Annotated in this window: 15 protein-coding genes; 7 read left to right on the forward strand and 8 right to left on the reverse strand. The window is 70.4% G+C overall.

What is annotated here, in order from left to right; translation table 11 throughout:
* Positions 1–74 precede the first annotated feature (74 nt).
* Genes AB0M65_RS28065 through AB0M65_RS28080 form a run of 4 tightly spaced genes read right to left on the reverse strand, consistent with a single transcriptional unit; the run spans position 75 to position 8219 of the window.
* Positions 75–1562 (reverse strand): MFS transporter, encoded by a 1488-nt coding sequence (locus AB0M65_RS28065; RefSeq protein WP_364033763.1) that lies wholly within the window; start codon positions 1560–1562, stop codon positions 75–77.
* Complete coding sequence (locus AB0M65_RS28070) at positions 1559–5758, reverse strand: beta-ketoacyl synthase N-terminal-like domain-containing protein (protein ID WP_364033766.1); 4200 nt, start codon at positions 5756–5758, stop codon at positions 1559–1561. Before AB0M65_RS28070 ends, AB0M65_RS28065 begins: the two co-directional genes overlap by 4 nt.
* Positions 5755–7500: a fatty acyl-AMP ligase gene (locus AB0M65_RS28075; RefSeq protein ID WP_364033769.1), complete on the reverse strand. Its 1746-nt coding sequence runs from the start codon at positions 7498–7500 to the stop codon at positions 5755–5757. Before AB0M65_RS28075 ends, AB0M65_RS28070 begins: the two co-directional genes overlap by 4 nt.
* A gap of 38 nt (positions 7501–7538) precedes the next feature.
* The gene (locus AB0M65_RS28080) at positions 7539–8219 is read right to left on the reverse strand and encodes a hypothetical protein (RefSeq protein WP_364033772.1); all 681 of its coding nucleotides are present in this window, start codon (positions 8217–8219) and stop codon (positions 7539–7541) included.
* 448 nt (positions 8220–8667) lie between these two features.
* Here AB0M65_RS28080 and AB0M65_RS28085 point away from each other — a divergent pair, with 448 nt between their 5' ends.
* From AB0M65_RS28085 to AB0M65_RS28095, 3 genes are read left to right on the forward strand one after another with little or no spacing between them, the layout of a single operon-like run.
* Positions 8668–9714 carry an alpha/beta hydrolase family protein gene (locus tag AB0M65_RS28085; protein ID WP_364033775.1) on the forward strand — a complete coding sequence of 349 codons (1047 nt, stop codon included), beginning with the start codon at positions 8668–8670 and terminating at the stop codon, positions 9712–9714.
* On the forward strand, positions 9711–10544 hold the full coding sequence (locus AB0M65_RS28090; protein ID WP_364033778.1) for an SDR family oxidoreductase: 834 nt from the start codon (positions 9711–9713) through the stop codon (positions 10542–10544). The genes AB0M65_RS28085 and AB0M65_RS28090 overlap by 4 nt, the downstream gene beginning before the upstream one ends.
* Entirely contained in the window at positions 10541–11776 is a 1236-nt protein-coding gene (locus tag AB0M65_RS28095) for a glycosyltransferase (RefSeq protein ID WP_364033781.1), read from the forward strand. The genes AB0M65_RS28090 and AB0M65_RS28095 overlap by 4 nt, the downstream gene beginning before the upstream one ends.
* Here AB0M65_RS28095 and AB0M65_RS28100 read toward each other — a convergent pair.
* Entirely contained in the window at positions 11773–12207 is a 435-nt protein-coding gene (locus AB0M65_RS28100) for an SRPBCC domain-containing protein (protein ID WP_364033784.1), read from the reverse strand. The two genes, AB0M65_RS28095 and AB0M65_RS28100, sit on opposite strands and share 4 nt — an antisense overlap.
* 419 nt (positions 12208–12626) lie before the next feature.
* Between AB0M65_RS28100 and AB0M65_RS28105 the strand changes: the two genes are divergently transcribed.
* Genes AB0M65_RS28105 through AB0M65_RS28115 form a run of 3 tightly spaced genes read left to right on the forward strand, consistent with a single transcriptional unit; the run spans position 12627 to position 15855 of the window.
* The gene (locus AB0M65_RS28105; RefSeq protein ID WP_364033787.1) at positions 12627–13853 is read left to right on the forward strand and encodes a SpoIIE family protein phosphatase; all 1227 of its coding nucleotides are present in this window, start codon (positions 12627–12629) and stop codon (positions 13851–13853) included.
* The gene (locus AB0M65_RS28110) at positions 13850–15421 is read left to right on the forward strand and encodes an ATP-binding protein (protein WP_364033790.1); all 1572 of its coding nucleotides are present in this window, start codon (positions 13850–13852) and stop codon (positions 15419–15421) included. The genes AB0M65_RS28105 and AB0M65_RS28110 overlap by 4 nt, the downstream gene beginning before the upstream one ends.
* Positions 15418–15855, forward strand: coding sequence for a response regulator (locus AB0M65_RS28115; RefSeq protein ID WP_364033793.1), 438 nt, complete (start codon positions 15418–15420; stop codon positions 15853–15855). The genes AB0M65_RS28110 and AB0M65_RS28115 overlap by 4 nt, the downstream gene beginning before the upstream one ends.
* Position 15856: 1 nt before the next feature.
* On the opposite strand, the gene AB0M65_RS28120 is transcribed toward AB0M65_RS28115, so the two are convergent.
* Positions 15857–17089, reverse strand: coding sequence for a hypothetical protein (locus AB0M65_RS28120; RefSeq protein WP_364033796.1), 1233 nt, complete (start codon positions 17087–17089; stop codon positions 15857–15859).
* 163 nt (positions 17090–17252) lie between these two features.
* Positions 17253–18050, reverse strand: coding sequence for a PRC and DUF2382 domain-containing protein (locus AB0M65_RS28125; protein ID WP_364033799.1), 798 nt, complete (start codon positions 18048–18050; stop codon positions 17253–17255).
* Positions 18051–18440: 390 nt separating this feature from the next.
* On the opposite strand from AB0M65_RS28125, the gene AB0M65_RS28130 reads away from it, so the two are divergent.
* Positions 18441–20042 carry an ABC-F family ATP-binding cassette domain-containing protein gene (locus tag AB0M65_RS28130; RefSeq protein ID WP_364033802.1) on the forward strand — a complete coding sequence of 534 codons (1602 nt, stop codon included), beginning with the start codon at positions 18441–18443 and terminating at the stop codon, positions 20040–20042.
* A 4-nt stretch (positions 20043–20046) separates the two neighbouring features.
* Here the strand turns inward: AB0M65_RS28130 and AB0M65_RS28135 are convergent, their stop codons facing one another.
* A complete protein-coding gene (locus AB0M65_RS28135; RefSeq protein ID WP_364033804.1) occupies positions 20047–21048 on the reverse strand; it encodes a YdcF family protein in 1002 nt (333 codons plus the stop codon).
* Positions 21049–21053 lie beyond the last annotated feature (5 nt).

Consider the following 21053-nt stretch of genomic DNA (forward strand, 5'->3'; position numbering starts at 1 on the left):
GAGACGATCAACGTCTCAAAGGGGGCCTTCAGGACACAGGACAGCGCCGCATCTGCCTGGGGCCGCCGAGCAGTTCATCGGCTGACACGCGAGGAAGCGAGCGTGGCCAGGATGAACAGTCCACAAGCGACACCGGCGGACACCTGAAGTCCTGTGGTGCAGGCAGCCCGCGTGGCTTCGAGCAACTCGTCGGCCAACCGTGGTGAGAGGCCGGAGACGGCCGTTTCCGCTTGAGCCGGTCCCGACAGTGCGAGCCGCCGCGCCGGTTCGGCGACTCCGGCGGGGACGGCCAGGTGCGCCGCGTACACGGCGGCCGCCAGGGAACCGAAGAGTGTCGTGCCGAAACCCGCGCCCAGTTCGTAGCCGGTCTTCTCGACGGCGGCGGCGCCCCCGGCCCGGTCCGCCGGGGTCGCCGAAAGCAGGGTGTCGGTGCTGGAGGTGAGTGCGAGCGCCATGCCCAGCCCCAATCCCGCCAGTCCGCAGCCCAGCAACACCGGTGACGTCAGCGCTGCCGGCCCCGCCGCCGGGACCAGCAAAGACACTGCCGCGACCGCGAATCCGGCCGTCCGGACGCGGGCGTTGCCGAACCGTCCCAGCAACCCCGGGGTCACCACGCTGCCGACGGCCGAAGCGCCGAGCACCAGCAGCAGCCGTCCCGCCGCCGCCGTCGGGGAGAGGCCGAGCACCACCTGCAGGTATTGGGCGAACAGCAGGCCGAGCCCGACGAGTGTGCTCATCACGAGCAGCACCCCGCCGACGGCGGCCCGTACCCCTGGCAGGCGGAACAGCGAGAGATCCAGCAGCGGCACGTCGGTCCGGCGTTGGCGGCGCAGGAACAGTCCGATGAGGACACACCCGGCAACGCCCGTCACCAGTGCCACCACCCAGGAGCCGGGCTGTCCGACGGCGAACGCGATCCCGAGGACACCACCCGCCGCGAGACCCGCGCTGAGCGCGTCCCACGGTCGCCGTCCCGGCGGATTGCGGGGCAGCCACCGCAACGCCAGCACGACGGCGGCCAGGATCACCGGTGGATTCAGCAGGAAAGTGGCGCGCCAGCCCCAGGTTTCGACGACCACCCCGCCCAGGATCGGGCCGAACACCGAGCCGGTGCCCGCGATCCCACTGCAGACCGCGATCGCCGTGCGGCGATGCCGCTGCTCCGGGAAGAGTTCCCGCAGCAGCGACATCGTCACCGGCATGATCATCGCGCCGCCGCAGCCGAGTAGCGCGCGGAAACCCAGCAACACCGGGACGTTCGGCGCGAACGCGCAGCCCAGCGACGCGACGCCGAAGACGACGTACCCGCCGACGAGGATCCGCCGCCGCCCGTAGCGGTCGCCCAGCGTGCCGAACGGCAGGAGCAGCGGGGCGGCGGTCAGCGGGTAGATCGCGACGATCCACACCTGCGCCGCCGCAACCGGCCGTAACTGCCGGACGAGGTCGGGCAGCGCGACGTGCAGCACGGTCGCGTCCACCGCCACGAGGAAGAGCCCGGCGCCGAGCACCGCCAGCAGCGGCCAGGCGCGGTCGGCCGCCCGCTCGGCCCGGGCCGTGGTCACAGGAGTCCCGCCAGATGCCGGGCCACGACGTCGACGTGCGGCGGGTCGACCACCGAAAGGTGGTGCGCGCCGACCGGCACGATCTCCAGCCGCGGGCACAGTTCCGCCCAGCCCGCCGCCGGATCCGTACGCGAGTAGCGCGGTTCCATCGCCAGTCCGGCGGCGTACTGCTCGGTCGCCCGGTAGAGCACGACACGCCCGTCGTAGCGGCGAGGTGTCCCGCGTTCGGCGGCCAGAGTGTCCAAAAAGGACTGCCGCTGGTGACGGAGTACGCCGGGGCTCAGCAGCCCGGCTTCGGCGACCCGTCGCATGGTCAGGTCGATCTGCTCCTCTTCGGGCAGTGGCGCGAGTTCTTCGTGTCCTAACCGGACTTCCCGGCCATAGGTTCCTTCGACGTAGCCGGTGAACCGCAGGAACCGCCGGGCCGACGACGCTCGCGGATCGAGGTCCGGCTCCGGTAATGGGAGCATGGTGTCGATCAGCGCGACGAACTCGACCTCTTCGCCTTCTTCGGCGAGCCGCGCGGCGACGCCGTAGGCCAGTGCCCCGCCGAACGACCAGCCCGCCAGCCGGTACGGCCGGTCGCCACGGTGCGCCCGCACCAGCGGCAGCAGGTGCTCGACGCGGTCCTCGATGCTGACACCGGGAACACGCTCGAAACCGAGGCACGGCACCGAAGCGGGCAGCCGGTCCAGCAGCGGCCGGTAGACGGTGCAGGTGCTGCCGCCGGGATGGAACAGCAGCAGCGGCGCGACCCCGGTCTCGCCGGGGGACAGGACATGGACCGGTCCCTGTTCCTCCCGGGTCTCGAGGACGGCGCGTGCGACGTCGGCGATGGCCGCGAGGGAATCGTGCCGCAGGAGTTCAGCGGCGTCGATCGGGGTGTCGAGTTCGGTGGTGAGCCCCTCGGCGAGAAGCTCCGCGAGCCGATCCGAGCCGGCGGCTTCGGTGAGGCGGACCTGCGTGCCGCCCGCGTCGGCCCCGGTATTCTCCTGCCACAGCCGCAGCACCAGGCGATCGGCCGCGTCCCAGGCACGTCCCCGCGTGGGACGAGGATCTTCGTCCTCACGCGGCGCGAGATCGCGGTTGAGATCGGCGAGGGTGGCGCCCCGGAGCACACTCGCGGTATCGGGCTCGGTGCCGAACTCCCGGCGGACGGCCTCCCGGATCCGGTTCGCCATCAGTGAATCCAGCCCGAGTTCGACGAGCGGGACATCGGCGTCGATCCGGTCGGGCCGCAGCCCCATGACGGCGGCGACGATCTCGGTCAGCCGGTTCCCGCCGCCGTTCCGCACGGGTCCGGGTTCGGTCTCGCGTGCCGCGTACACCGGTGTCTCCTCGGCGGAGGTGTACCAGTGCCGCTCGTGCCGCCACGGCATCGGCGGGACGTCGACCAGCCGTGCGCCGTCGTCCGGGTCGGCCGGGGTGATCCGCGTGCCCGCGCAATAGAGTTCGGCCGCGGCGGCGCCCAGTGCCCGCACCTCGTCCTGGCCCCGGCGCAAAGTCCCGGTGACGACGGCGTCGTGGATCCCTTCCGCCGCGAGCGTCCGCGCCACCGAGCCACGCAGGATCGGATGCGGGGAGATCTCGACGAAGACGCGGTGGCCGTCCGCGGCGGCGGCCGCGACGGCCTGCCGGAACCGCACCGGACGACGCAGATGCGCGGCCCAGTACCCGGCGTCGAAGTCCGGCAGTTCCCGAGGATCGGCCAGAACCGTGTCGTACCAAGGCACGGCCGGTCGTCGCCCGCCGAGTTCGGCGAGCGCCTCCCGCAGCGCGGGGAGGACCGGTTCGACGCGGACGGAGTGCCCGGCGACCTCGACCGGCAGCCGTCGCGCGGACAAGCCGGCGGTTTCCAGTTCCGCGACGAGCAGGTCCAGTACGGTGGCGTCGCCTGCCACAGTCAGCTGTCCCGGCGCGGATTCGACGGCGAGTTCGATGTCCGGGTACAGCTCCAGCTCCTCCGGGGCCAGTTCCACCGCCGCCATCGCGCCGCCGGGGCCGAGGGTGCCGAGCAGCCGGGCGCGGGTGGCGACGAGGTGGACGGCCTCGTCGGCGGTCAGCACACCGCTCACCACGGCGGCCGCCGCCGAACCGAGGGAATGCCCGATGACGGCCGCGGGCCGGACCCCGAGTGCCTCCCACTGGGCGGCCAGCGCGATTTGCGTTCCGAAGATCGCGGCCTGGGTTTCGGGCAGCGACAACGGAATCGATGTCGTGAGCAGGGTACGCAGCGACTGGCCGGTGTGCTCGGTGAACAGGACGCAGAGTTTGTCGACCTGTGCGGCGAAGGCGGGTTCGGCGGCCAGCAGTTCACGGCCCATCCCCGGCCATTGGGAGCCGTGCCCGGAGAATACGAACACCGGTCCGCCGGTGGTCTTGGCGGCGCCGGTGACCGCGCCCGCTGGCAGCGGATCCGACCCGGTACCGACGGCACGCAGCAGCACCGCCAGTTCCGCGGTGTCCCCGGCGACGAACGCGGCCCGGTGCGATCCTCCGTTGTCGCGGCGGAACAGCGTGTGGGCGACGTCGGCGAGGGAAACCCCTGGCACGGCCGGGGATTCCAGCCAGTTCGCCAGCTGCGTGGCCCGTTCGGTGAGCCTGTCGCGGGTACGGGCGGACAGCAGCGCGATCCGGACGTCCGAGCGGTCCGGCGCGGGTTCGAGCGCCGGGGCCTGTTCGAGGACGACGTGGGCGTTGGTCCCGCCGAAGCCGAACGCCGACACCCCGGCGGTGGCCCGGCCGGAGTGCCGGGGCCACGGTGTCGGTTCGGTCACCACCCGGAGCCGCAGGTCGTCGAACGGGATATGCGGGTTGGGTGCCGAGAAGTGCAGCTGGGGCGGCAATTCGTCGTGTGTCATGGCAAGCACGACCTTGATCAGCCCGGCGATCCCGGCGGCCGCCTCCGCGTGCGCGATGTTCGTCTTCACCGAGCCGATCAGCAGGGGAGCTTCGGCCGTGCGGTCCTTGCCGAGCACCGCCCCGAGCGAGCGGGCCTCGATCGGATCGCCGAGCAGGGTGCCGGTGCCGTGTGCCTCGACGTAGTCCACAGTGGACGGATCGAACCGCGCGCCGTGATACGCCGTGCGCAACATATCCTGCTGGGCGAGGGGATTCGGGGCGGCCAATCCCTGTGATCGGCCGTCGGAGTTGACCGCGGTGGAGCGGATCACCGCCAGCACCCGGTCGCCGTCGTATTCGGCGTCCGCGAGGCGTTTGAGCACGACGACACCGCAGCCCTCGGCGCGGGCGATACCGTCGGCGTCCGCGGCGAAGGTTTTGCAGCGGCCGTCGTCGGCGAGCAGCCCGGCGGCGGCGAACGCGGCCGTGGGGCCGGGCAGCAGCATGAGGTTCACCCCGCCGGCCAGTGCCAGATCGGCCTCGCCGTCACGCAGTGCACGGACCGCGTGGTGAACGGCGACCAGCGACGACGAGCAGGCGGTGTCCACCGCCATACTCGGCCCACGCAGGTCGTAGACGTAGGACAGCCGGTTGGCCGAGATGCTGCCGGCCGCGCCGGTGGCCGTCCACAGATCGACGTCGCCACCTGCCATCGTGAGATGCCCGTAGTCGTGCGTGGAGATCCCGGTGAACACACCGGTCCTGCTGCCGCGCAAGGAAACCGGGGCGATCCCGGCATGCTCCAGTGCCGCCCAGGCGACCTCCAGCAGCATCCGCTGTTGCGGGTCCATTGTGGACGCCTCACGTGGGGTGATGCCGAAGTGGTCGGCGTCGAACCCGGCCACGTCGTCGAGGAAGCCGCCGACGACCGGTGCGGCGTCGGCGTTCCAGCGACCCGGCGGCGCGGTCCGGACGGCGTCCCGTCCGCCACGCAGCAGATCCCAGAACTCTTCGAGACCGTTAGCCCCCGGCCAGCGGCAGCCGAGGCCGACGACGGCGATCGGGTCGGTCCGGCGACGGTCCGTGTTCGCGGCGGCTTCGGGTTCGGCGCCCCCGGTGAGACCGCGTGCGAGGTGGTCGATGGTCGGGCTTTCCCACAACAGGGTGGCGGGAAGGGGCGTGCCGAGCAGCTCTTCGAGGTCGGCGGCGATTCCGACGGCCTGGCGGGAGGACAGGCCGTAATCGCTGAGCGGTCGGTCGGGTTCGAGGCGGGTGGTGTCCACGCCGAGGTGCTCGGCCACGGTGTCGAGCAGCCAGCGGCGCAGCGTCGGCGTGTCGAACGACGGGTTTCTCATCGCACCAGTGCCTTTCCGTAGTCGCCTTCGAGGTAACGGTCGCGGCAGGCGCCGCGGGCGATCTTGCCGCTGGACGTGCGCGGGACCAGGCCCGCCGGGACGAGGACGACGTCACGCAGGGAAAGGCCGTGCGCGTCGGAAACGAGCCGCCGGATCGCCGCGGTGAGATTTCGTTCGTCCTCCGTGGTCAGTTCGCCGTGCCCGCGGTGCTCCGCGACGATGACCGCGGCCTCGGTGTCGGTGCCTTCCACAGCGAACGAGGCGACGCTGCCGGGCCGGATGTCGCGGTCGGCCGAGGCGGCGGTCGCTTCGACGTCCTGCGGGTAGTGGTTGCGGCCGTCGACGATGAGGAGGTCCTTGATCCGGCCGGCGATGTAGACCTCGCCGTCGTGGCGGACGCCGAGGTCTCCGGTGCGCAGCCAGGGCCACTCGGGGAGTCCATAATGGTCGCCGGTCAGACGGGCACCGAAGGTTTCGGTGCTTTCCAGGGGTTTCTGCCAGTAGCCGGTGCCGACGTTGGGGCCGTGGACCCAGATCTCGCCGACCGAGCCGTCTTCGAGCGCGACACCGGTTTCCGGGTCGACGAGCGCCACGTGCTGTCCCACCGGGACACCGCAGGCGACCAGTTTGAGGCCGTCGTCCGCCGGGCGGGCGGTGCCCGCGCCGAGGGCGGCACGGTCGAACGTGGTGACCCGAGGGGGAATCCCGGGGCCGGTGGTGACGAAGACGGTCGCTTCCGCGAGCCCGTAGGCGGGACGGGTTTTCTCCGGCGTGTAACCGGAATCGGCGAAGGCGGCGTGGAACCGGTCGAGGACGGCGGGGTTGATCGGCTCGGCTCCGTTGACGATCGCGGCGACGCGATCGAGGCGCAGCTTGGCGCGGTCCTCCTCCCGGACGCGGGTCGCGCTGTAGTGGAAGGCGAAGTTCGGCGCGGCGCTCCAGCTTCCCTTGTGGTCGCCGAGCAACTCCAGCCACCGCACCGGCCGTTCGATGAAGGCCAGCGGATCCATCAGCACCGACCGCATACCCATCGCCAGCGGGGTGACCAAGCCGAGCACCAGTCCCATGTCGTGGAACAGCGGCAGCCAGGAGACCGTGGTCGCCGAGGCCGGATCGATGCCGAGCCCGTGCACCGCCTGGCTGACGTTGGCCAGCACGTTCGCGTGCGTGAGCACCACACCGGCCGGGGTGCGGGTCGAACCGGACGTGTACTGCAGGTATGCCACGTCGTCGGGTTCCGCGTCCGTGGCGGGCCACGCGTGGGTGGGGCCTTCGGCCGGCTGGTCGGCCGCGATGACCGCGACACGCTCGCCGCCGGGCAGGCCCGCGAGGAATTCCCGGACGGCGCCTTCGGCCGCGGTGGTGGTGACGACGGCCGTGGGGGAGCAGTCGGTGAGCACCGCGGCGAGCCGTCCGGTGTGTCCGGGCAGGCCGGGGTCGAACAGCGGTACGGCGATCGCGCCCGCGGTGATCGCACCGAGGAAGCCGACGACGTAGTCCGCGCTCTGCGGGCACAACACGGCCACCCGGTCGCCCGGCTGGACCGGGAGGGCTCCCGCGACCGCGTCGACGCGCTCCCGGAGCTGCTGCCAGGTGAGGGTCCGCCGTCGCCCGGCGCGATCGGCCGAGAAATCGGCGAAGGTCAGCGCGGGCCGGTCGGCGGCGACGTCCGCCCAATGCCGGAGGCAGGCGGGGAGGGTGGTGCCTGCCGTGGCCGGCAGGTTTTCGGGGGCCAGGGACATGGCGTCTCCTCGGGGTTCGGCGGGGCTACTTCAGGGGATCAGCGGCCGAGCGGTCCGGCGGCGTGCTGCCAGGCGGCGACGGCGAGCGCGTCGAGGTCGAGGCCGGTGGTTCCGGCGTCGCGGAGTACGACCAGGACGTCGTCGGCGGCGATGGCGACGGTGCGCAGGCGCAGTCCGGGCAGCTCGGGGGGCTGGCCGGGCAGCGTCAGGAGTTGGTGGTAGGAAAGGGTTTTCGTGCCGGGGACGGCGGGTGCGGGCTGGACGGTGACGGTCGACACCGCGGTACCGGCCGCGTCGTCGACCGTCACCTGTGAGCACCGCGCGGCCTGCGCGGCCCACGCCGTCAGGTCGGGCGGGTTCGTCGTGCGGGTGACGAGTTCGGAGACCTGGCCGCCGGGTACGGCCGACTGGAAGCCCTGGCCGTCGGCGTTCGCGCCGGCCAGCCTGCCGTGGACGACGTCCTCACAGCCGTCGACGTCGATCCGGCTCTGGTCACGGCCCGAGGTGGATCGTGCCGTCGCGAGGTCGAAAGCGTCCCGGGCGGACGTGTGCGGGACGGCCCCTTCCGGCAGCAGCGCGGCCGGGGGAACGGTGGGTGAGGCGGCCTGAATCGATTCCACTGGCACCCCGGAAATGGTGACCGCCGCCGCCAGCGCGACGGCGACCGCGATCGAGCGGGACGGCGGGAAACGGGAGGCGCGGCGAATTCGGGCAGTCATGAAAAGCCCTTTCGGAAAGGTTGCTGATGGGGTCTCGGTCCCCGCGGTGGGACACGGCGCCGGGGTCGCGTCAGTGGACGCCGAGCCTGGGCGGCACGTCGAAGGCTACGACGGGAAATCGAATACCGGTAGGTATCAAGAGAACGTAAATGTCCTTCGTGTACGGGGTGTGACCTGCGCGTTTTGGTCTTTCTGCTGGTGCGTGCCCGAGTTTGGTACCACCGTGCCACAGTCGCTCACCGTCCGTGAGCACCGGGTCACCCTGATGGGGGATGTGGAAGCATTTCTTGTTTCCCTGGCATTCACATTGTCCTCCCGGATTGTGGACAGGACAATTGCCTGGAAGGGGTCCTTCCGCTTAACGTGTCCGACACTCATGGATTTCCTTCGCGGGTAATCGCCGTCACATTTTCGAATTCTGTCGAACGATCGGACAAAAGGATTACCTATGCGCATTACTTCGATGCGGGCGCGTGCCGTCGCACTGCTGACGGCCGTGGCGTGCGCGCTGTCGAGCGTCGCCGCCACCCCGGCGACGGCCGCGAGCGGCGTACCGGACGCCCGCGCCGACGACGGCTCGCACGTCGTCGCCCAGACCACTGTGGACGGTGACCCTCGGCTGCTGGACCTCACCGTGCGCTCGGCCGGGGTCGGGAGCTACGCGATGGTCCGGCTGATCCTTCCGTCCGGGTGGAACGCCGAACCGGACCGGAAGTGGCCGGCGGTGTACTTGCTCGCGGGGGAGACACGGCTGCAGGACTACCGGGGCTGGACGGCCAACACCGACATCCGCCGCCTCGCCGACGACTCCGGCGCACTGGTGGTGATGCCGGGTTCCGGGTCCGCGGGATTCTTCTCGGACTGGTGGAACTACGGAAAGGACATCGTGGCGAATCAGTGGGAGACGTTCACCGCCGTGGAGATCCCGCAGCTGATCGATCGCGGCTATCGCGGGGACGGCAGGCGGGTGGCGGCCGGACTGTCGCTGGGCGGGTACGGCGCGATCGAACTGGCCGCGCGGCGGCCGGGCGTGTTCCGGTTCGCCGGATCCTTCAGTGGCAATCTCAACCCGACCGGCCTTTTCGGCGAGCTGCTGACCCGCGCGATCGTCTCCTCGGCCAAACTCGATCCCGAAGCGCTCTGGGGAGACCGGCGGCGTGAGTCGTCGCGCTGGGACGCGCACGACCCGCTCGTGAACGCCGACCGGCTACGCGGCACGGAGCTGTACCTCTCGACCGGGAACGGGCTGCCAGGCCCGTTCGACGGCAAGCTCCCGATCGACGTCCTCCCCGGCGCGATGCTGCTCGAATTCCTGTGCGGTGGCCAGACCACGGCGATGGCCGACCGGCTGAACCGTCTCGGCGTCCCGGTGACGACGGACTTCTACGGGCCAGGCACTCATCACTGGGCGTATTGGCAGGACCAGCTGCACAAGACGTGGCCGCGGATGCTGCGGGCGCTGTCGGCGCCGGTGAAGGCGGGGGAGGCGTCATGACGCGTCCGTCCTATGTGGTCACCGGGGCGTCGAGCGGGATCGGGCGGGCCTGCGTTGCCGAGCTCGTCCGGCGGGGCGCCCATGTCTGGGCCAGCGTTCGCACCGACGCGGACGAAACGGAGCTCGCGCGCACGTACGGCGAAGCGGTGACCGTGCTGCGGATGGACCTCCGGGACCCGGCGTCGATCGCGGCGTGCGGGGAGAAGGTCGCCGCCGCGGGCCCCGTGCGGGGTCTGGTGAACAACGCCGGGATGGCAAGGCCCGGACCGCTGGAGCACGTCCCGCTCGACGATTTCCGGCAGCAGCTGGAGGTCAACGTCACCGGTCAGCTTGCCGTCACGCAGGCGATGTTGCCCGCCTTGCGTGCCGCCTCGGCCGCCAGGATCGTGACGGTCGGGTCGATGGGCGGGCGGATCGCCGGGCCGATGGTCGGGCCGTATCACACGTCGAAGTTCGCCCTGGTCGGCTTGACCGACAGCCTGCGTGCCGAACTGGCGCCGTCCGGTATCGGCGTGATCCTCGTCGAACCCGGCGCGGTCGCCACCGCGATCTGGCCACGCGCCCGTGCGGCGGCCGAGGAGGTGCGTGCCGCGTTGCCGGAGGCCGCCAGGGAAAGGTATGCGGCGCAACTGGACGAGGCCGAACGCAGCGCGGAGAACTCCGCGCGGTCCGGGGTGCCGCCGGAGCGCGCCGCGCGAGTCGTGGTCCACGCGCTGACCGCTCGCCGTCCCGCGCCGCGGTACCTCGTCGGCCGGGACGCGCGGATCGCCGCGGTGCTGGCGAAACTGCCGTTCCGGCTTCGCTACCGGCTGACGGCGGCGAAGCGGTGAGCCGGCTCGTTGTGATCGTCGCGCCGGGTTCGCGGGGCGACGTCCAGCCGTGTGTCGCCTTGGGGCGGGGCCTCATCGCCGGCGGCGACCGGGTGCGGGTGCTGGCAGCGGAACGGTTCCGGGCGCTGGTGACCGGGTACGGCCTGGGGTTCGCGCCGCTCTCGGCCGACCCCGGCGAAGTGCTCGGCTCGGCCGCCGGACGCGAATGGACCGAGGGCGGCCGCAATCCCGCGACGTTCTTGCGAGGACTGCGAGGCGCGCTGGCACCGGTACTGGAGCGGCTCCTTGCCGACGTCGAGTCGGGCGGGGACGGCGCGGATCTCGTGCTCGCCCCGACGCTGGGCTTCCTCGGCGCGCATTTGGGTGCCTCCCTCGGCGTCCGCGACGTCGAACTGCACTATCAGCCCAGCGTGCCGACCAGGGCGTTCGCGCATCCGCTGCTCCCATGGGCCGGCAGGCTCGGCCCGTGTGGCCGGTGGCTGAGTTTCGACGTCGTCGACCTGCTCGCCTGGCAGTTGCTGCGACCGGACGTCGACCGCTGGCGAAGGGGGTCTCTCGGTCTTCCGTCGTCAGGCTGGTGCGGGCCCAGTCGGAAGGAAACCCCGGTGCTGTGCGGGTTTTCCGACGCCGTGGTGCCCCGGCCGAAGGACTGGCCCGCCCGGGTGCACGTCACCGGGTACTGGTTTCTCGAGACTCCCGCCGCGTGGCGTCCGGAGCCGCGCCTGCGTGACTTCCTCGCTTCGGGGCCGCCTCCGGTCTACGTCGGTTTCGGGAGCATGCGGCCGTCGGAGGCCGAGCGGACCTTCGCCGCCGTCCGCACGGCTTTGCGTCGCGTGGGATTGCGCGGCCTCCTCGGTACCGACGCGTCGTTCGACCACGACGATCTCCTGACCGTCCAGGACGTCCCGCACGCGTGGCTCTTCCCGCGCACCGCCGCCGTGGTGCATCACGGCGGCGCGGGCACGACCGCGGCCGCGTTGCGTGCGGGAGTCCCGGCGCTGGTCTGCCCGGTCTTCTCCGACCAGCCGTACTGGGGCGACCGGGTGGCACGCCTCGGCGCGGGCCCCCGTCCGTTGCCGTTGCGGGAGCTCACAGAGGACTCGTTGACGACGCGGCTGCTGGAACTGTCCGGCAATCTCCTGTTCCGGCGCGGGGCGCAGTACGTCGCCGCGCGCCTGCGGGAGGAGAACGGGGTGACGCGAGCCTGTGCGGTGCTGCGGGACGTGCGTTAGGGCGTCTCGGCGAGATAGGTCGTCAGGCGGCCGAAGCAGGATTGCCAGCCGTCGACGTGGCTGTCGCGTTCCGGCACGGTCTCGAAGATCTCCTGGTGGAACGCCATTTCGGTCTTGCCATCGTGGTCGGACAACATGATCGTGACGAGGGTGTCGTGCCCCCGCGCGCCTTCCGGCTCCTCCCAGGCGAAGCTGAAGACGAGTCGTTCCGGCGGGATGATCTCGTGGTAGACGCCCGAGGCCCACAGCTCGGTCTCCCCGTCGCTGACGCAGATGCGCCAGCGGCCGCCCTCGGTGAGATTGACGGTGCACGACTTGGCGTTGAAACCGGCCGGACCCCACCACTGGGCGAGGTGGTCGGGGTCGGTCCAGACCCTGAAGGCGAGCTCGCGGGGCGCGTCGAGGAGACGGGTGATCGTCAGGTCGGCCATCTTTTCTCTTCCGCAGCGAGCTTATTAAACCAATTGGTTGAACTCTAGCGCTCCTGTCAAGCCGCAAGTAGTCCTCTAGTTGCGGTACTTGTACGCGCAACTACCGCAACTAGAGGACTACTTGCGGGGCTCTCACTCCGTACGAGAAGGCGGGCGCGACCTGGTGGATGGCCGAGTTCCCGTGGGACGACCTGTCCGTCGACGCGGTGCGCGGGGTGCTGAGGAACGGCCCGGTGTGACCGAGCGGATGATCCAGGCCGCGGCACCGCGTGTCGGAATAGCCGAATCGCGAGCGGTGTGGGTCCGGCCGGTACGCTTCGCGGCGGTTGAGAAGACAGCCGTCTTCTGTCGGGCGCCGGCGCGCCTCCGAACGGCTCACCTGCCGGAGAGGGAAGCGCCGGTGAGGAAAGGTGGCTGTCGTGTCCAACGCCGTGCGTCACGGCGATCAGTCCCCGCCTCATAGACCCTCGCCGCGGCTGGACCGTTTGCATGTCCTGCTGGTCGAGGACGACGACGGTGACGCGCTCCTGGTCGAAGAGATGCTCGCGGACGCCGCGGGAAGCCCGCAACGGGTCGTCCTCGACCGGGCCACCACCCTCGAAGAGGTATTGGCACGGCCCGTCGTCGCCGACTGCGTGCTGCTCGACCTGCAATTGCCGGACGCGACCGGGCTGACCGGACTGACCCGGTTGCGACAGCACGCGCCGTACACGGCGGTGATCGTGCTGACCGGCCGTGAAGACGAGGCACTCGGGGTGTCCGCGCTGGGGGCGGGCGCGCAGGATTACCTGGTCAAGCACCAGGTCGACGGACAGCTGCTGGCGCGCACCCTGCGGTACTCGTGGGAACGCAGCCGCGCCGAACGCGTCGAACAGCAACTGCTGCAACACCAGTTGCTGGCCAGGGAGAACGCACGGCTCGAACGCGGGCTGCTGCCGACCCCGCTGGTCACCGACCCCAGGATGGGACTCGCGGTGCGGTACCGGCCGGGCCGGAACGGGGCTCTGCTGGGCGGCGACTTCTACGACGCCGTGGAGCTGCCCGACGGCACCCTGCAGCTGGTCATCGGCGACGTCTGCGGGCACGGGCCGGACGAGGCCGCGCTCGGTGTCGCGCTGCGGATCGCGTGGCGTTCGGTCGTGCTTGCCGGGCTCCCGATGGCCGAAACCCTGGCGATGGTCGAGAAGATGCTTGAGCACGAAGCACTGGGGCCGCTGTTCGCCACCGTCTGCATGATCACCGTCGCCCCCGATCGCCGGTCGCTGCGCATGACACTCGCCGGTCATCCGCAGCCGCTGCTGATCGACGACGCCGGCGGCAGGCTCCTGTCCAGGGAAACACTCGGCCCGCCACTGGGCGTCGCGCCGGGCACGGGCAGGCGTGAGCTGACGGTGCCGCTGGGACCGCGCTGGTCGTTGCTGCTCTACACCGACGGCCTGTTCGAGGGCCGCGTCGAGGGCAGCGGGGAACGCGTCGGGCTCGAACGGATGGCCGCCGCCGCGCTGAGCAGCCTGACCACCGAGGGCGGTTCGGCCGCGTCGCTGGACCACCTGATCAGCGAGATGGACGTCCTCCACGGCGGTCCGCTGGACGACGACGTCGCGCTGGCCTTGCTCACCTTCGCCCCCGAGGAGCCGCCTCGATGAAGCCCGGGAAACCCGATCCCGCTTCCGGCGTCTGGCCGATCAGCCGCTGGGCGGCGTTGTCCGGGGTGATCGCGACGCTGTTGCTCGGCGGCGCGATCGTCGCCGGGGCGCTGGCGCTGGGCAACCTCACCGACTCCCGTGCCCGGCTGCTGGACGTGACCGGTCCGCAGGTGTTGCAGTCCACCGCACTGTCGACGGCGATGCTGAACCAGGAAACCGGCGTCCGCGGCTTCATTCTCGCCGGGCGCGCCGAGTTCCTCCAGCCCTATCAGGACGGGCTGAAGGCACAGGACGCCGCCGTCGCCGAGTTGCGGCGGCTGGGTGCCACGACCGGCACACCCACCGGTGACGATCTGGACCGGGTCCTGCGGGCCGCCAAGGTCTGGCGTCAGACGGTCATCGAGCCGGTCCTCGCCGGTGCCCCCGCCACGAGTGCGCAGGTGGACGCGAGCAAACCCCTCTTCGACGACGTGCGTGGTTCGCTGGCCGGAATGCAGAACCGTCTGGAGGCCGAACGGCTGGACGGGCGGGGGGACCTGTCGGCGGCGGCGGATGTCCTCCGCGCGATGCTCATCGCGATCGCGGTGCTGCTCTGCGGTGCGCTCGCATTGGTGTTCGTCGTGCTGCGCCACAAGCTGATCAAGCCGATCCGGCAGCTGGCCGGGGAAGTACGTGACGTCGCGCAGACCGACATCCACCGCGAGGTCCGCGGCTCAGGCCCGCGGGAGATGCGCGCGCTGGCGTCCGATGTGGAATCACTGCGCTCGCGGCTCCTCGACGAGCTCGAGGAGTTGAAGCGGGCGAAGGATCTGCTGGCGGTCCGGACCCAGGAGCTGGAGCGGTCGAATTCGGATCTGGAGCAGTTCGCCTACGTCGCGTCACACGATCTGCAGGAACCACTGCGGAAGGTGGCCAGCTTCTGCCAGCTGCTGGAAAAGCGATACCAAGGGAAACTCGACGATCGCGGCGACCAGTACATCGCGTTCGCCGTCGACGGCGCGAAACGGATGCAGGCGCTGATCAACGATCTCCTCGCCTTCTCCCGGGTCGGCCGCCGGACGGGTGAACCCGCCTTGCTGGAGACCGGGGATCTGCTGGACATCGCGCTGGCCAATCTGGACGACGCGATCACCGAGACCGGCGCCAGGATCACCCGTGGCGAACTGCCCGCGGTGCTGGGGGAGAAGTCCCTGCTGACGGCGGTCCTGCAGAACCTGGTCGGCAACGCCCTCAAGTTCCGAGGCGAGGATCCGCCGGAGATCGACATCTCCGCGGAACGGGACGGCGAAGACTGGCGATTCTCCGTGACGGACAACGGAATCGGCATCAACGCCGAGTACGCCGAGCGGATCTTCGTGATCTTCCAGCGTCTGCACGGCCGCGGCGACTACCCGGGCACCGGGATCGGACTGGCGATGTGCCGCAAGATCGTCGAGTACCACGGCGGGAGGATCTGGCTGGACACCACCGTCACGGCCGGGACTCGGTTTTGTTTCACCCTGCCAGCCACACCGGCGCCGGAACCGGCGAAGGCCGACCTCTCTCTCGGAGGAAACGAACAAGCATGAACGACTCCTTGGAACCCATCCACATCCTGCTGGTGGAAGACGATCCCGGCGACGTCCTCATGACCCGGGAGGCCTTCGAGCACCACAAGATCCGCAACACCCTGTCGGTCGTGTCCGACGGCGAGCAGGCCCTGCAGTTCCTGCGCCGTGAACCGCCGTACGAGGACGCGCAGCGCCCGGGACTCGTGCTGCTCGATCTGAACCTGCCCCGCAAGGACGGTCGCCAGGTGCTCAGCGAGATCAAGCAATCCGAGGACCTGCGCTCCATCCCGGTGGTCGTGCTGACCACCTCCGAAGCCGAGGAGGACATCCTCCGCAGCTACGACCTGCACGCCAACGCCTACGTCACCAAGCCGGTCGACTTCGACCGGTTCATCGAAGTGGTGCGGCATATCGACACCTTCTTCGTCACCGTGGTGAAACTGCCCCGCTGACTCAGCCGGTCAGCACCTTCAGCACTTCGAGCAGGGCATCGGCCCGGTGATGCGGATGGGTGACCGACAGCGCGAGCTCTTCCGCCCGGTCGAGATCGGCGCGGGCCATGGCGATCGCCGTCCGTGCCAACGCTTCTTGGTACGCGAAATAAGTGTCCGAAATGGACTGGCAGAGACGTTCCGCGCGTTCGGGATCCACCACCGCCATGGCTTCGGCGGCGGCCGCCAGCGCCGCGTTCCGGTGGAGGTCGTCCTCGATGGACATCGCGATCCGCTCTGCCCTCTCAGGCTGTGCGGCGGCGACGGCGCCCGCCGCGACGGTCATCGGCCACGGGCTTCCGGTGTCTTTCGCGATCGCCTTCGCCCGGTCCACCGCCTGGCCGGGATCGCGCGTGGCGATGGCTCGGATGAGTGACGTCATGGCTGTCTCGTACTTGCTTCCGTCCATGATCCGCGCCGCCTGAGCGTCGGCTTCGGCGATCAGGCTGTCGGCCAGCTGCCCGGTGCGAGTGGCCATCTTCGCCGCGATGTCGGCCAGCAGTGGCGACAGCTCGGCCGGATCTTCGAACGAACGGGCGATTTCGACGGCGTGATCGGGGTCGGTGCTCGCCGCCGTCCTCGCCAAATCACCCAGCACGTGAAGCCGCTGCCTTGGTCCCAAGGTAGCGGCGATCCGCTCGGCGAGGCGAAGATCGAACTTCATCGCGGCGAGCGCCGCGTGGGCGACCCCTCGGTGTTTTTTCTCCTTGGCCGCCGCGACGGCGGATTTGATCAGGCCCGCGGCGCGACGAGGATCGCTGGGCGCCACCACCGTCGCCATCTCCGGCAGCGCTTCCAGCGTCTCGTCGGAAGCGGACTGGCGGGCGCGGGATTCCGCCTCGGTGAGCAGCTTCCTGGCCCGGCGGGGATCCGAAGGCGCCACCGCGACCGCCAGTTCGGCCATCGCCACCAGCGTCCACCGGTCCCAGAGCTTGCCGATCCCGCTGAGCAGCCGCTCGGAACGGGCGGGATCGGTCACCGCCAGCCGGGCCGCCATCGTCACCACCAGCGAATCGCGCCCGTTCGACCGGGCGAACTGTTCGACGCGCTCAGGTGCCACCGTGACCACGAACTTCGCCGTCTCCACCAGCAGCCTCTCGCGCTTCTGTTCGTGGAAGCGCGACGGCGACCGGGCGGCGTCGATCAACTCGCCGAGCAGCCACGCCGGTCGCCTCACGTCCTCGTCCGCGTTCACCCGCGCGATCCTTCCCGCAGCCGGTTCCTCACCGTGAGGAACCAGTCTGACAGGAAATCGGGACCTCAGGGGAAGCGCGGCACGCCTCGGCCGTCCAGCGGTCCGCTGATTTCCCCCGGGGGGGGCGGCCGGTTTTCGGTGGCCGCCCCCGCCTCGGGGGACGTCAGGACTTGCGGTGCTTGCTGTCGTCCGTGACCTCGAACTGTTCCTTGCGGACCTGCCCGGAGATCGTCTGATCCTCGGTGACGTTCTCGGTCTTGAGCTTCGCCCGCTCGACCGCGACGGTTTCCTTGTTCACCACCGGTTTCTCGGCGTGCAGCACGACCTCGGTCTCGTCCTCGGCGATTTCGGCCTTCCCGCCGGAGCCCTTCGTGATCGGTTCCCGTTCGACACGCACCTCTTCGTGGCTGACCGGGACGGTGATCTGCTGTTCCTCGGTGACGACGTACTTGCGCAGCCGGACGTGGCCGGTTTCGACCTGTTCGGTGCCGACGTTCAGCCGTTCCTCGGACCGCGTCATGCTGTGCTCGGCGTCCCGGTCCCGGTCCCGGCCGCCCGCCTTGCCGCCGGCCGCACTGTCCATTTCGGACCGGCCCGTGCCTCGCCCCTGCGCCCGGTCGTCCATCCGGCCGTCCGGCGAGGTCCTTGGCATCGGCAGGCCGTAATGCTTGTACAGCCGCGCGCTTTCCTCCGAGGACAGGTGGCCGTCGGCCTCGATGCGGGGTGCCTCGGAGACGGCGTCCTTGTCGACGCGGACATGCACGCCGTCACTGTCCGCGTGCGCGCCCGAGAGCGGGACGAAGCTCTCCTTGGTGCCGAACAGGCCCGTCTTGACGGTGATCCATTCGGGCTGGCGCGTCGAGTCGGCGAGGTAGACGTTGCCGACCTTTCCGAGTTTGGTGCCCGTGGGGTCGACCACGGCACTGTCGATGAGTTCCTGCGGCTGCATGGTCTTGGCCATCGGTCCTGCTCCTCCCGAACGATCTTCTTGGTGAGAAGCCCACCGTCGGCCGGGTAAGTGATCGGGGCAACCGTCATGGTGTTCCTGTGGGTGATCCCTGAAAGTGGGGGTTTGAAGCCGCGCGTGCTGGCGAGTCCGGCGTGTCGCCGCTGGTGGAAGGGGGTATTCGCGGGGTGACCGGACGGCGGCGATTGGTGCGAAGGTGTGGATCTCCCCTGCCCGTGGCCCGCGAAAAATCGGATGCGCCGTTCCGCGCTGTCGTCTTACCCTGTCGATCGTGATGCAGCAACTGCTGTTCCTCTGAGGGACAACGCCTCCACCGGTACCGCGAGCCGCGGTACCGGACCTCGTCCTACCTGCTCATCACTTTTCGCTGGAGGCAGTTCCTTCATGTCATCCCCTCTTTCACCTTCGCCGGTGCGTGCGGCGCACGTCCGCCTGTCCGATGTCCACGTCTCCTTCGGTGGACGCCCGGTGCTGTCCGGTGTCGATCTCCTCGCCGCCGCCGGTGAGCGGCTCGCCGTCGTCGGGGAGAACGGTCGCGGCAAGACCACCCTGCTCCGGGTGCTCGCCGGTGACCTGCCCGCCGACCGCGGCGAGGTGCACCGCGCGGGTTCGGTCGGCGTCGCCGACCAGCAGATCCCGCTCGGCGCCTCGGATACCGTCGGTGCGCTGATCGACCTCGAACTCGCCACCGTGCGTGGCGCCCTGTCCCGCATGGAGACCGCGACCGAGGCACTCACCGAAGGCTGTCCCGGTGCGGAGGACGCCTACGCCGAGGCACTCGCGGACGTCGAAGCGCTCGACGCGTGGGACGCCGACCGGCGGGTCGAGGTCTCGCTGGCCGCGCTGAACGCCGTCGACGACCGGGATCGTCCACTCGGGACCCTTTCGGTCGGGCAGCGTCATCGGGTGCGGCTCGCCTGCCTGCTCGGGGCCGGGCACTCCGTGCTGCTGCTCGACGAGCCGACCAACCACCTCGACGCGGCCGGGCTCGGTCACCTCACCGAGCGGCTGCGCGCGTACCCCGGCGTGGTCGTGCTGGTCAGCCACGACCGGGCGCTGCTCACCGATGTGGCCACCACGGTGCTCGACCTCGACCCGTCCAGCGACGACCGGCCTCGGGTCTACGGCGGTGGCTACCCGGCTTACGTCGAGGCACGCCGTGCCGAACGTGCCCGGTGGGAGGCACTGCACGCCGAGCAGATCGCCGAGCGGCAGCGTCTCGCCGACGATCTTTCGGCGGCGCAGAACCGGCTGCGTGACAACTGGCGGCCGCCCAAGGGCACCGGCAGGCATACCCGCGCCACCCGTGCGCCCGGGCTGGTCCGTGCCGTCCACCGGCGGCGGGAGGAGCTGAACGCGCAGGTGGTGGCCGTCCCGCCGCCACCGGCCCGGTTCGCCATGCCCGAGCTGCCGGAGCATCGCGGCGCGACCCTCCTGCGGGCCGCCGGGGTGACGGTGGCCGGACGGCTCACCCGTCCGGTCGGGCTGGCGCTGGAGAGCGGCGACCGGCTGGTGATCACCGGGCCGAACGGCGCGGGGAAGTCGACGCTGCTGACCGTGCTGGCCGGCGACCTGGAGCCGGATACGGGCGCGGTCACCGGCGCGCGGTCGGTCCGCGTCGGACGGCTGGGTCAGGAGTCCGAGCTGCCTGGCACGCGCACGGCGAGGGAGCTGTACGAGGAACAGGCCGCCCGCGCGGGTGTCGCGGGGCCGGGGCTGGGCGAACTGGGCCTGCTCGGCGGGTACGACCGGCACCGGCCGGTGGCCGAGTTGTCGGTCGGTGCCCGGCGGCGGCTGGACCTGGCATTGATGCTGACCCGCCGTCCGCATGTCGTGCTGCTGGACGAGCCGACCAACCATCTGTCGGCCACGCTCGTGGACGAGCTCACCGACGCGCTCGGGGCAACCCCGGCGGCGGTGGTGATCGCCACCCACGACCGGCAGTTGTTGCGGGACACGGAGTCCTGGCCACGACTGGCGTTGTGAGGTTTCAGAGGACCCGGGAAAGTTGCGAAAGGACGATCAACCCGCAAATGATCAGATTCTTGATCTTGTGGTCGACCAGGATGGCCACGAACTCGCGGATGGTGGCGCTCGGCCAGAAGTACCAGGCCGTCGGCGAGCCGATGACCTGGCCGCGCACCTTGGCCCGCCGGGCGATGAGGGCGGCGCGCAGCACGTGGAAGTTGTTCGTGACCACCGTGCACCGATAGTCCGCCTGCCGCTGACACATGATTTCGGCGCTGAAGGTGAGATTCTCGAACGTCGTCCGCGACCGGTCTTCGAGCAGGATCCGCTCACGCGGCAGCCCGGCTTCGACCAGGTAGTCGGCCATGGCGTGGGATTCCGGCAGCTCCTCGTCGGGCCCCTGCCCGCCGGAGGTGACCACCATCGGCGCCCGGCCCTCGGCGTCCACGACGCGTTGGGCCCGCTTCAGGCGGCTGGCGAGCAGTGGCGGCACCCGGTGGCCGTCCAGCAGGCCGGACCCCAGCACCACGATGAAGTCCACGCCCTTTTCGGGACCGATACGGCCGTAGACGATCGAGTAGAGCAGGAAGCAGACGAAGAGGAACGAAACGTAGACGAGGATGCCGTTGAGGCTGCCACGGAGGATGTCGAGCGGTTCCCAGTCGAGCTGGGTGACCGTCGCGTTGAACACGATCAGCGCGCAGATCCCGGCGCCGGTCAGCAAGGACAGTACGTTGGCCGGACCGCGTCCTTCGCGGCGGAGCATGGTGATCCCGTTGCAGATCAGGAACACCGTCAGTGCCAGTACCGTCGGCACGATCAGCAGGATCACGCCCACCGTGACGAAGCCGGCCGCTTCGGGTGACACGGAGGCCAGCAGGGCGATCAGGGTGATGCCGAGGAACAGGAGCGCGAAGAAGAGATAGAAACCGTTTCGCAGCCGACGTCGGTCACGAAGGAAGCTCACCAGGAACGCCGCGCAGCACAAGGCCGCGATGGCGAAAGGTACTGCGGCGGTCTCCACGAGAT

Source organism: Amycolatopsis sp. NPDC051071 (genome assembly GCF_040682875.1).
Classification (GTDB): Bacteria; Actinomycetota; Actinomycetes; order Mycobacteriales; family Pseudonocardiaceae; genus Amycolatopsis.

Coding starts and splice junctions, on each gene's coding strand:
- AB0M65_RS28070 (WP_364033766.1), bottom strand. CDS start 5,758: ATGAGAAACCCGTCGTTCGACACGCCGACGCTGCGCCGCTGGCTGCTC.
- AB0M65_RS28075 (WP_364033769.1), bottom strand. CDS start 7,500: ATGTCCCTGGCCCCCGAAAACCTGCCGGCCACGGCAGGCACCACCCTC.
- AB0M65_RS28080 (WP_364033772.1), bottom strand. CDS start 8,219: ATGACTGCCCGAATTCGCCGCGCCTCCCGTTTCCCGCCGTCCCGCTCG.
- AB0M65_RS28085 (WP_364033775.1), top strand. CDS start 8,668: ATGCGCATTACTTCGATGCGGGCGCGTGCCGTCGCACTGCTGACGGCC.
- AB0M65_RS28090 (WP_364033778.1), top strand. CDS start 9,711: ATGACGCGTCCGTCCTATGTGGTCACCGGGGCGTCGAGCGGGATCGGG.
- AB0M65_RS28100 (WP_364033784.1), bottom strand. CDS start 12,207: ATGGCCGACCTGACGATCACCCGTCTCCTCGACGCGCCCCGCGAGCTC.
- AB0M65_RS28110 (WP_364033790.1), top strand. CDS start 13,850: ATGAAGCCCGGGAAACCCGATCCCGCTTCCGGCGTCTGGCCGATCAGC.
- AB0M65_RS28115 (WP_364033793.1), top strand. CDS start 15,418: ATGAACGACTCCTTGGAACCCATCCACATCCTGCTGGTGGAAGACGAT.
- AB0M65_RS28125 (WP_364033799.1), bottom strand. CDS start 18,050: ATGGCCAAGACCATGCAGCCGCAGGAACTCATCGACAGTGCCGTGGTC.
- AB0M65_RS28130 (WP_364033802.1), top strand. CDS start 18,441: ATGTCATCCCCTCTTTCACCTTCGCCGGTGCGTGCGGCGCACGTCCGC.